Origin of the sequence: uncultured Nitrosomonas sp. (assembly GCF_902826915.1) — a bacterium.
GTDB lineage: Bacteria > Pseudomonadota > Gammaproteobacteria > Burkholderiales > Nitrosomonadaceae > Nitrosomonas.
In genome coordinates, this window is record NZ_CADEGP010000080.1 from 1 (window position 1) to 11,395 (window position 11,395).

The following is an 11,395-nucleotide window of genomic DNA, read 5'->3' on the forward strand; positions in this document are numbered from 1 at the left end:
TCAAAAACAGCAGGTCGCTTGATTCTCATACACCAGATTTGACTATAGCTCTCAATTCTAAGATTTGACCTATGATTCACAAAGGCAGTATTTTTCTCATAATACGATACTTACGTCAGCTTCATCCGGTGTCGTCGTTGCCAAAATGGCGCTTCCGGCCAACGTTGTTCACGTCGATAATAGTCTTGCCAAGTGACAGAGTAATTATCAAATTCATTGCGCATCAGTGTGAAATATTTAGAAAAACCTATTGTATCGTTTCCCAAATAGTGATCAGCGATGGCATAGGAAGCGTATAACGCTGATCGCAGTGCCTTGACGATGCCTTGTGATGATAAGGGGTCAAAACTTGAGATAGCATCACCGACAGCTACAATTCCGGGAGGGTAAGTATCTGTAAAGCAGCGTGATGATGCTGGGAAAATCATTGGTTGCGTCAAGGGAAAGCGTGTATCAGTGCGCTGCTTGATATGTTTTGTCAACGAAGAATGATGCAGCCAGGTTGACATGTTGGCAATGCTTAGTTGCCGTGCAATATCCGCATCGGTCATCAACATGGCGATCCTTCGATGACCTGGAATGGCGGCGGTGTACCACCAGCCCTGATAACATGCTTCGATCACGGCAGTTTCCGTATCGAATAATTCCGGTTGTTGCGTTTGGTGCTCAAAAAATACCGCGCATCCAATTAACCGATCCAGCTTGCGCGGCGCGTATTTTAACCAGCGGGATACGACCGCCGTATGACCGCTGGCATCGATGACATAGCGGGCTGAAAATTTCCCTACATTACCGCAATCAATAAGCCAGCCATGAGGGCTTTCGGCAAGTGAAAATGCCCGTGCAGATATGTTGGCAGTTCCTCGACGAATTGCTTCTGTCTTAAGCATGGCGTTAAAATTCGTGCGATCCAATCGCCATCCGGTATTGTAAGCGTGCAGAAAAAACTCATTACTTTCGAGCCCGCTGCTTCCCCAAGCGCTTAGAGTTCGGAAAGCCGGGCTATGCGCCGCATTCTCGAAGGCGGTTGCTACCCCTAGATGATCAAGAAATGGTTTTATGGGTGGCGGTACTGATTCGCCGACATGGAAATGAGCAGCTTTTCCCGTATCTGCGATACCAACACGGGCATCAGGTATGATTTCGCGAAGTGAGATTGCTGCTGCTGTGCCGGCGGGGCCGGCACCGATGATAAAGACGTCGAAGCTTTCGTTAGTCGGTTTTGACGGCATAAAACGATGCGACCACGCCAGCGGGAGACACCGTGCCCGGCTCGCTGCCGGAATGTGGGATGGTGCGAATCACCGAACCGACAATCGCAGGCCGTTGTTGGACGCCATTTGGCCAGTGATTGATCAAATAGCCTTCATAATCGTAAATCCATTGTTCGCCATTGACGATGCCTGTCCCTTGAAAACGGATTCGCATTGGCGTGCCGTATTCGCGTGAACCTTTTAACGTCAGCGACCATCCCGGACCGCCGATGATACCGCTCAGCAATTGCATCGCATCTTCATTGATGGTGATAGTTCCCCGGCCAAATTCCAGATTGTTGAAAGCTTGGTTTACCTCCGGGTTGTTCAATAAGCTACGGTAAGTCCAGTTGCCGGTAAACGGGTTGTCATTCATGGAGATCTCCTTGATCAAGTATTCTTAGCGGGATTGATAATGGTGCTGAGTTGCGGATCCGAGGCGACTAGCTGCTCACTGCCGTAGCGCTCAATGCTGTAATAACGGTTATCAGGGCCTGTTGATGGTGTGCTATCGATACCAGGCAGATACGGATTGCGAATGATAAATCCGAGCTTCCACCAGTCTTCCACCATTTTCAAATCACCGGCGTAGGTTTGTTGGATACCCCGGCTCCAGGTAGTCCATGTAGTGACGGGCTGGCCGTTCTCGAAACCGGTTAATTCGTTGGATTGCAATGGTCTGTGTGCAGGCCACCACAACGTATCCCACATTTTTTCTTCGAGCTTGAGCCGTTGGTCATTGTCGTTACCGGCATTGATGGTATTCCAGTCGGCGTACGTGATGTTGATGGTATTTGTGGTGCATTCATTGAAGTCCGCTTGCCACGGCAACGCCATATATTTGGTCAAATCACCGGGTTGCAGGCCTGTTCCGAAATTATTATTGTGGCTGAGTGTGTTGTTTATACTGAAGCACATTTCTTCAATCACGCTTGTCGGTTGCCGGTTCGCATTTGCCTGTGCCGCGGATTGCAGAAAATCCGCCACGTGACGATCCGCCTTGATGCGGTAAGGTGTCCAGTAAATCGAAGGATTGCGCATGATCCAATTCAATTCGCCGCCGGGACAGAACGCGCCACCCAGTACGTTACTCAGTATGCCGCGATCCAGTTTGCGTCCATTTTCGGGCGGGGTTGTCGGGTAGGGGAAAAATACCGGGTACTTCTTCCGATTGATCCAGCCTTGTTCCATTTCGTTGATGAATCGACCCTCAGCCCATTGTTTAAGGATGAACAATTGATAATCGGTTAATCGCAGGAATTTGGTGACGACTTCGTTGGTCAGCGGATTATCGCCGCATAATAATGGCATCAATGGCAGGTTATGCACTCGGCTGCCGACTTTGTCTTCCAATTTGAATTCGTTATCCTCGCCGTTGCGGCGCAGTAAGTCGAACAGAAATTGCCGCATTGGCCGATAGGGATCACTGTGCTGATCCTCAAGAGGTTGCTGGGTAGCGATAAATGCTTCACCCTGACTGGCATCGCGGGCAGTCGGGGAGGTATCGGCCGATTCCACACCCGTGCGCTTTTGCGCATGGCCCGGTGTTCGCCCGAGCTTGAACGGATCAAAAGTGCCGCGCTGTTCCTGATCGTGCGGGAAATTGGATTGCGCCAGAATATTGCTCAAATACAGAAATTCATTCGGTCTGAACAAAATTGGCCAGATATCGCGATAAAACCAGGGTTTGAAGTCTTTGTTCCAGGTCAGTCGGCTTGCTTGCCATTGGCTCAACGCTGTCTGATTCTGGACTGGCACAGTTTCCGGGCAGTCGAAACCTCCCAGACGGCCGTATAAGCTGGTGTCGTATGCGAATTCGCGCAGAAATAAATCATATAGTACTTCGTCCATGGTAACCATGTCATGGATCTGCGGCACGAAGCGTGGATAGCCGACCACTACCCACGCCGGGTATTCCACATCGATATAGCGTACCGCACCTACTTGATCGGAATACATCGCCAATCGCGCCATTACCGGCCCGTCGGAGACATCGTCATACCAGCCGTTGTTATTAGCGTAGTGTGAAATATGCGGCTCACCCGGCCCGGACTTTTCACTGCCGGAACGACCGAATCCACCCAGCACGAGCAAGCGGGCGGTGTCGTCAGTCAGAATCTCACCGAGCGTATCAATGTCGTGGGGTGTTAAGCCCTGCGGTGGGAAATTGGTTGCATATACGTTGTTACCGGAGCGGTCAAAGCTTGCATGGCGCAAATTGGTGCTGTTGATGGTGCGCGGGCCAGGATCGATAATTAAGCGGTCGCGATTTTCAATTGATGCGTTGCGGCGCGGATGATTGTCCGCGTAGCCGTGCTCGCCGGAGCGGGTATTGAATTCGTACCAGGATGCTTTTTTATTTGCCAAATAGACGCGCCATTGGATATCGATCAGTTTGCCGTGATTGCCGCCGCCTTCGACGGCATCGCCCAACTTCAGCGGACGTCCATCCGGCGTCTCGTCGTCGTATACGAATACTTGGAATCGGGCTGCTTGACGCTTGATCCGGCCATTTTTGTCTTTGAAGTTTTTTACCAATATCGGGGTGCTGAGATCGTCGGACAAAATGGGGTTGCCTTTGGCGTCGCAAGCGTGAGGTAACCCGGCAGGTATTTCGGGTGCGAGATAGAATTCGGTTTCGCTGTTACCCAGGCGGGCGATACCGATGCCGGGGTGGATTTTATAGGTTGCCACGAAAATCTCCTGTAATCAATCGAGAAAATTCAATGAAACGCCTTCCAGTTTGAGCAGATCGATATCTTCCTCGTAGTCGGCACCAATCACGATTAAAGTGATTTGTAATTCACTAACGCCCGTGGCCAACAGCTTTCTGGCGCATTCGGTGACATCGATTCTGTGATTGCGCGGCGTATTGTGATTGCGTGTGCGGTGATCGTAATCGCGCGTTCTGGGTGGCGGCGTGTCGCAATGACCGGGGCCACCGTAGCATGCGCCGTGGCCGAAGATTGAGAGATAGCCCGCGAAATGCGGATTGCTTTGCAATGGTGTTTTCGCATTCGCTCCTGGTTGATTCAGGAAGGCGCGGATAAAGCAGGAGCGCGATAATTGCGGCACCCAATGTAAGCGGATTTCTGCTTTGCGGAATCCTTGTGTGAGGTCATTAACCGGAATCGGCTTGGAAATGATGCGCCCAATCGGCGCGTTCAGTCCTACCGGGATAAAATGAGAGCTGCGAACGTACTCGTAACCAAAGCGCGCTGCGTCCAGCGTATCGCGCACGGTATAATTCCATGGCGACAATATAGCGTCCAACTCTACCGGCGTGGCGCTGGGATTGAGCCGTTGCCATTCCCACCATAATCGATCTACGTTGACATGAATCGACCAGAAAATCGGATCGTAGGAAGCGGTCAGGTTGCTGAACATATCGCCATATTGCGGCTGACTGTACATATCGGAGCGTGAGTGGAAACGACGTCCACCCGCCTGCACCATGGTGCTGCGCAGCTTAGCGATATCGTTCTGTGGCGATTGGAACGAGATCATGCTGTTTTCTTCGTACGACTTGTCATTTCCGTAATAGGGATTCATGCCGCCTGTCCAAATATGCATGGTGTTGTGCGGATTCTGATCGAGAAATCCGAATGAGGCGTCGTAAATGCTGCCGCCGCCGAAATCACGAAAATTGTTCAGACTCAGTATTTGCTGGATGTCACTGGCGGACGGATAGTGATAATGAATTGCTTCGTTGATGGTTTGGCCGCCATATTCCGCCGGAAAGCGCAACGGATACCAGAACGGATTGGATGCCAGCAGCGCGTCGATCATGCGCTGCCGGTTGGCGTCCTGCGGTTGCGGTGTTACGTGCTGGTAGCCAATGGTGTTGTAGACATAGCGGAAAAACACGCTTTGCGATGTGAAATGCTGTTTCTGCTCGGCCAGTTGCAGGAATACGCGTTTTTGTGCAGCGGAAGGTCTGGGTTTTAATTCGGTGATCAGTTTTTCCGCTTGTTCGAGGGTCAAAAAGGCCTGGAACGATTTAGGAATAATCCAGCCGTTCTGCGCGCATTCTGGTCGGTATTGCGGCATTACCCAGTCCCAGTATGGCAGCATGATATCTGCATCGAAATCCCGCAGATCTTGCTCAAACTCATAAATATACGCCCGATGCCAGGCGAGAAAGCGTTCCCAGCCATGCTGGCAGTGATTCTGGTGGATCAATGCCTGGTTGTTATAGCTGCGAATATCTTCCGGCCAATCATTGAGGCGATACAAGTAGTGGAAAGCATTGCTCAGTCGTTTGAGTTCGTCCTCGTTTAGGCAATCGAGATTGCTGCGCTGACGCAACTCACCGGGGCGACTGGGTGTGCGCGTGCCTTTTGCAGCCAGATCCAACTCGACGATTTCGTGCACCGATAGCCGGGTTGGTAATGTTTCGCATTGCTGTATATCGGCAGTAATAGCCTGTATGTGGTCATCCTCCGGGCACCCATCGTCGATCCAGTTGCTGATGAATTCGATATCTTCCGGCGATACCGCCTTACCGCCCCACGGTAAACGTGGAAATTGCGAGCCGTCGAATGGCGTTTCTCCTTTCAACCCGCGTACCAGCATTGATGTGGCACCGTGAGCCGGGGTGCTTTGATCGACGTTTTGCCCGCAACAGCTTTTGATTTTCTCCGCTTCCGGTGCAACTAGGCGAATGCCGTGAATGAACGCTTCTTTGAGCTGTTTGGCGCCATGATTCCAAAACTGCCCAATACCGTCATAATCGACGGAGCTGCCTGCGGCGGCTTCATTCAGGATTTTGCGGATGCGGTCGTACCGCGTGATTCTGGCTTTTCGAATCGGCATCGCGAGTTCTCCTGACGATTAATGGCTATGTGCAACCGGTATATTGACTACTTCTTGGACTTCCATCATGCCCAGATCCTCGTGATCGAGAATGTGGCAATGTATGACAAACTTACCGATATAGGCATGGTACTGCGTATATATATTGGTTACTGCCGGGCCTTGCACCAGTAGCGTATCTTTCCAGACCATTTGCGGTTTGCCGTCCGGGCCTGTGCGTTGCCATTGGAACGGATTGACATGGATGTGAAACACATGCGGGGTCGGCGGAATGCCGTTCGGAACTGCAGCAGGGTCGCCGACTGTGGTGAGAGACCACGTATCGACGGCGCCCAATTCCAATTGACGGACATGGCCGGGATTAAACGCGCGGTAATTGACTTGAAAGTAGTTCTTTTTCCCCGGCATATCCTGACCGAGCTTAAAAGCGACTTCTTGTACACCCACAGCTTTTTTACTTAAGTCGAGATTGCCAAAAGGCGCTAATGCAGCCATTTCCTCGCTGGTTGGCAAAGCCATATCGTCCACTTCGTGGGTAATTTTTAGGATGGCCAGCAAATTTTCCGGTTCGTCGACTTGTCGCAGTGATTTGAGACTGGAGACCGGTTGATCGATGATGCGGTATTCTCCCGGAGTCATGCTGGCCTTGACTAAGACATCACTGCGGTAGCCGGGCTGCAAGTCGATTGGTGTTCCGGCTTTCCAAGTGTCGACACGTCCGAGATAGTTTCCATCCAGTGCAATTTCATGCAAATCGTGCTTTTCGACCGCAAATGCAATAGATTCGCGAAAAGCAGTATCAATCAAACGCCAGCGCTGTACTTCGCCACGTTTCATGGTGATGATTGGAACAATCTGACCGTTGATGGTGATACGTCGTTGCGAACATGGCCAAGTATCCTTGTTAGCAGCAGTATTGCAATCTTTGGGTTGGGATGGGCCGGGGAACAGGCTGGTGATGTTGTTCAGTTCCCCCTTTTGATTATATAGGGTGGTTTGCAGCACGAAGATTTTTTCGTTGGCATTGGCGGCCAATAGTGCTTTTGGCGTGGTGATTGGATTGTCCTCGATGATAATGGCACCTGCCATACCGCTGCCGACCTGAATTGACGTCGAGCCGTGCGCATGAGCGTGATACCAGTAAGAACCGATCGGATGGTCTTGCGGTAATGTGACTTCGTAAGGGAAATCGGTTTGCGGCGCAATGGCCAGCAATACGTTATCGCTGTTGCCGGTAGGTGATACGTGTAAGCCGTGGAAGTGTACATTAGTGGTATTGAAAGACGCCGGAATGGTATCCAGATAGGCGTTTTGGTTCTCATGATCGAATTGCGCTTGAATTTCGTTGGGCGATTCTTTCGGTAATCGGTTTTTTAGCAGTAAATTGATGACATCTCCCTGCCTGATACGCAAGGTCGGGCCCACCAGCTTACCGTTATAAGCGCGCAGTTTTACGCCACAACCCGCAATGCTAGTGGTTTTGGGATCGGTATACTGTACTGTCAGTTCAGTTTCTAGCCTGCCATTTTGTGGATGCAGTTCGGGTGGATTCTGGAAAGGCTGCTTGCCGTATTTATCAATGTCGATCGGATGATAACTACAAGGAGAATGAATTTTCCCTGCTAAGGCGCTCGAGCTGCCGAATATTAGAGTGCATAAGATCAATAAATTGCATATTTCTTTTTTTTGCGACTTATTCATAACAGCTCCTTCTATGAAAAACATTGATAAGAGTGCTTTCGTGTGAGTTTATAACATGACGATTTAATATCTTATGTTACATGAAGAGGTATTTAAAAACTATTGATTGTAATTAATAAAATATAATTCTTGTTCGGTTTTCTATACTGAATTGCTCCGATTGTGGCAGATGGTTTAAAAACAGCGTAAATTAATTTCTCAATGACTGGTTGGCTTGGGCACCGGAACAATTGTTGCCGATGACGCCCCGGATTGTTTATCTGCAGCAGCTTTGGCGTCATGTTTTAAATTGCTCGCGGATTGAGGCGTATTCGGGGTTTTATGTTCCAAATTGGCGCTATCGAGTTTGGCCTTGTCGCCAGTGGATGTTTCATTTTTCTTACTCGAGAGTTGCTCTTGTGTTTCTCCTTCAGTGCTTTTGTTGAAGTAATCACTATTCCAAAAATATAGGATGCTACTCAGCAGTAATATGAGAAACAAATAGAGTTTCCATGGGCGTTCCTTTTCAGCATAAGGATCGACCAGCGACCGCTGAGCGCCGGGCGGTAAGGTGGCTATTTTCGTTAGTGAAGCGCCGAAAGGGATATTAATAATGGCGCGTGTATTTACTGCCCAGCCATTGCCGTCTAATAATGGTGCCAGATTACGTTTGCGTAACTTGAGAAACGCAAGGATAACCGATGGACCAGAGATCAAGAGAATCAATCCAAGGATTGTGAGTGGCATTTGCCACCAGACTAAGCTGATGAAACCTGTAACGACAGATGCAATCGCGGTTCCGATGGCTCCAATGGCCAATCCAATGGCGGCAAAAATACCGGCAAATTTCCCGACATCAAATGGCGCGGGCGGTGTCTTGGCTGCATCCGCTGCTTGTGCGGCATTTGCTATACCGGAAGCGGCCTGATCTTGCACCGCTTTTTCTCGGGCGCTGACTAGCTTTTCGATTTGTTCACCGATCATTTTGCCGATTCGCTTGTATGGATACCAGAACGCTTGGCGGACGCTGATGGGGTGTTCGATAATTTTTACGATTGTCGCATTCCAGTCTTGACCTTTGCGGTCATAAAAAATGCCGTTTCGGCCCACCATCAAATTGTCTGCATCGCCATTCGTGAAGGCCGCAACGATATTCATTTTTTTACTATCATCGTCCCTTCGCCGACACTCGCAATAGGCCAGATAGGTGCCACTTAAATTTGCCATGTTGCTGTGTTTGTTGATATCTGTGACATGCAAACAAAAATCACAGCTACGACCATCCAAATAAAGCGACCCGGCCTGAAAAATTGCCTTGTTCTGGGCCGTGTAAAAATCATGAAAAGATACAAAATTATCCAATAGCTGAAAAAGATGGCAATGAAAGCGAATTAACTTTTCCACCGAATTGATGGCATCCGCAGTGCCGGAGTGTGACTTGTCGTTCTGAATCAGTTGCATGATTTTGTCATGATATCCGCCCGTCAGAATGGCGCGAACGCGCTTGATTCCTAGAGACTCCACAGCAGCCCCACGCTTGGCTCGCAACCAAGCCTGATAAGCAGAGAATTTATTGCATAATTCCTGCCAATCTTCATTGCTTAGGTTATCTTTATTTCCTAACAGTGGAACAACAACCTTCTTTTTAAACTCAGTCAGCGCTCCAGTCCAGGCAGGATTAATTCCGTTTTCAAGCGGAAGCGGTTTTTTCGCTTCAACTTTTACCAAAGGAAAAGCAGCAACTTCTTCAGAATCTGCCGACAAATTTTTGCTGGTCAGTGCTTCATATTCCGTTAGCGCAGGATTCAACGGATCACTGGCACGCTGATCAAATTCTGCCAATCTGCAGCGTGTAAAATAATCATCAATTTTAACCTTAACCCGATCGAACGCTGCTTCGGCAGCATTCGTCTCGTCGCCCAGTAGTAGAATGTTGATTGAGTCTTTCTCCGCTTCTCGCCACCATTCAGAGAAAGCGTTTGCTTCAATATAGAATTGTTTGATTTTTTCTTCAGAGATGCCTGGCAAGCCTGATCGATCTTCATCCGATCCGACGCAACAAATAATTTCCTCAATGACAGTTTGAGTACTGGATTCTAACGCGGTGCTTGAAGGAATAATGCCATCCCCGTTGTATTTTGTGCTGGCAAAAATCTTGTTCAAGTCTGCCGTATCTTCAACGGTGATTGCGGGCTCTTCGCCTTTGCCGATATTGAGCAATATTTCTTTTGCCGATGCCAGTAACAGTGCGCCTTCTGCCGTGTCATCATTAATAGCGGTCAAAAGCAGGGAATTTGATCCACGGATCATATCTTCCGGGTTCTTTAGCAGTGAGGTGGTCCAATTCACGGCGGCAATGATCTCTGGGACGCGTATATGACCATCATTATCGGTATCAATGAATTCGAGTGTTTTAGCATCAAATTCCAGATTATCGGTAGGGCAACTCAGTGCTGCCCAGAGTTTGGGGTCGAGCTCGCCGAGTGATGTTAAGTCAGCACTTGAGTTTAAGTGAACTTGATCGAAACCGCCGGAGCGGAAGAAATGCCATTGATGCAAAATACTCATGATTTCCTTTAGTTGTAGCTGTCTGTTTTAAGACGATTAATAACTTCAGCAGACTACATGGACTTTGTTGTCAAGGCAAGGCTTTGGATATCGGTTTGGGGATAAACTAGTAGCGCGATGTGCGACCTGTTTGGGTTAAAAGAATCTAGAAATCCTGAGGATAACTGTATACCGTCAACCTAAGTTGGACAAAATAGCGTGATTACTTAAGAGACATATTTAGGGCCTGTTAACACTATTTGATATAATATGGTGATGGAAATCACCGAAAGCCAATATCAACAGATCGAACACTGTATGCCGCGCCAACGTGGCAATGTCAGTCATTCCAATCTACAAATTCTCAATGCTATTCTGTATGTTACCGAGCATGATTGCAAGTGGCGTGGACTGCCCAAGCGCTTCGGCAATTGGCACACCATCTACACTCGAATAAATCGATGGGCGAAAAGTGGCGTGCTCCAAAAAGTTTTTGAGCAGTTGCAGCAACAACAAATCATTCGCATCAAAATTGAAACCGTTTCGATGGATAGCACCAGCATCAAAGTGCACCCTGATGGTACTGATGCATTAAAAAAAACGGCCCGCAATCCATCGGTAAATCCCGAGGTGGCTGGACCACCAAGATTCATCTGGTTGCCGTAGATGCCAGAACAGCCATAACCTTTGCCTTATCTCTGGGGCATGCGCATGATGCACCGGAAGGGCGACAACTCTTGTTAACGCTCGGCCCCGTCTCTTCACCTACTCATCTTCTGATGGATCGTGCTTATGAAGGTGCTCAAACCAAACAGCTTGCATTGGAGCTCGGTTATATCCCGGTTGTCCCACCCAAAACTAATCGCTTGGAGCCCTGGGAATATGACCGTGCCATGTACAAAAAACGCAATGAGATCGAAAGATTATTCCGCAGACTCAAGGGCTTTCGTCGAATATTCTCCAGACTCGACAAACTGGATATCATCTTTCTCTCATTCACCCATTTCGCTCTTATCGTCGAAGCACTTAGGTAGTGTTAACAGGCCCTAGGGAAACGCTGATCTATTCGATCACATCGAATAGACATGCAGAGGTTTGAT

At 48.9% G+C, this 11,395-nt stretch carries 7 protein-coding genes; 1 reads left to right on the forward strand and 6 read right to left on the reverse strand.

Annotated features, from left to right (window positions below; all coding sequences use genetic code 11):
• Window positions 1-110: 110 nt before the first annotated feature.
• The 6 genes from QZV86_RS11995 to QZV86_RS12020 form a co-directional block, all read right to left on the reverse strand.
• On the reverse strand, window positions 111-1,232 hold the full coding sequence (locus QZV86_RS11995) for a tryptophan 7-halogenase (RefSeq protein WP_295628438.1): 1,122 nt from the start codon (window positions 1,230-1,232) through the stop codon (window positions 111-113).
• Entirely contained in the window at window positions 1,213-1,629 is a 417-nt protein-coding gene (locus tag QZV86_RS12000) for a hypothetical protein (RefSeq protein WP_295628441.1), read from the reverse strand. The genes QZV86_RS11995 and QZV86_RS12000 overlap by 20 nt, the downstream gene beginning before the upstream one ends.
• Window positions 1,630-1,643: 14 nt before the next feature.
• Window positions 1,644-3,947: a LodA/GoxA family CTQ-dependent oxidase gene (locus QZV86_RS12005; RefSeq protein WP_295628443.1), complete on the reverse strand. Its 2,304-nt coding sequence runs from the start codon at window positions 3,945-3,947 to the stop codon at window positions 1,644-1,646.
• Window positions 3,948-3,962: 15 nt separating this feature from the next.
• The gene (locus tag QZV86_RS12010) at window positions 3,963-6,068 is read right to left on the reverse strand and encodes a tyrosinase family protein (protein WP_295628447.1); all 2,106 of its coding nucleotides are present in this window, start codon (window positions 6,066-6,068) and stop codon (window positions 3,963-3,965) included.
• Window positions 6,069-6,086: 18 nt separating this feature from the next.
• Window positions 6,087-7,769, reverse strand: coding sequence for a multicopper oxidase family protein (locus QZV86_RS12015; RefSeq protein WP_295628451.1), 1,683 nt, complete (start codon window positions 7,767-7,769; stop codon window positions 6,087-6,089).
• Between the two features lie 198 nt (window positions 7,770-7,967).
• The gene (locus tag QZV86_RS12020) at window positions 7,968-10,316 is read right to left on the reverse strand and encodes a hypothetical protein (protein ID WP_295628454.1); all 2,349 of its coding nucleotides are present in this window, start codon (window positions 10,314-10,316) and stop codon (window positions 7,968-7,970) included.
• Between the two features lie 255 nt (window positions 10,317-10,571).
• Between QZV86_RS12020 and QZV86_RS12025 the strand changes: the two genes are divergently transcribed.
• A protein-coding gene (locus tag QZV86_RS12025; RefSeq protein WP_295625883.1) for an IS5 family transposase occupies window positions 10,572-11,329 on the forward strand; the annotation gives its coding sequence in 2 pieces (ribosomal slippage) (window positions 10,572-10,887 and window positions 10,887-11,329; 759 coding nt in all).
• The last annotated feature ends 66 nt before the right edge of the window (window positions 11,330-11,395 follow it).

What these genes read in the sequence shown, in the direction of transcription:
- QZV86_RS11995 (WP_295628438.1), bottom strand. Translation starts at nt 1,232, where the DNA reads ATGCCGTCAAAACCGACTAACGAAAGCTTCGACGTCTTTATCATCGGT.
- QZV86_RS12010 (WP_295628447.1), bottom strand. Translation starts at nt 6,068, where the DNA reads ATGCCGATTCGAAAAGCCAGAATCACGCGGTACGACCGCATCCGCAAA.
- QZV86_RS12000 (WP_295628441.1), bottom strand. Translation starts at nt 1,629, where the DNA reads ATGAATGACAACCCGTTTACCGGCAACTGGACTTACCGTAGCTTATTG.
- QZV86_RS12020 (WP_295628454.1), bottom strand. Translation starts at nt 10,316, where the DNA reads ATGAGTATTTTGCATCAATGGCATTTCTTCCGCTCCGGCGGTTTCGAT.
- QZV86_RS12015 (WP_295628451.1), bottom strand. Translation starts at nt 7,769, where the DNA reads ATGAATAAGTCGCAAAAAAAAGAAATATGCAATTTATTGATCTTATGC.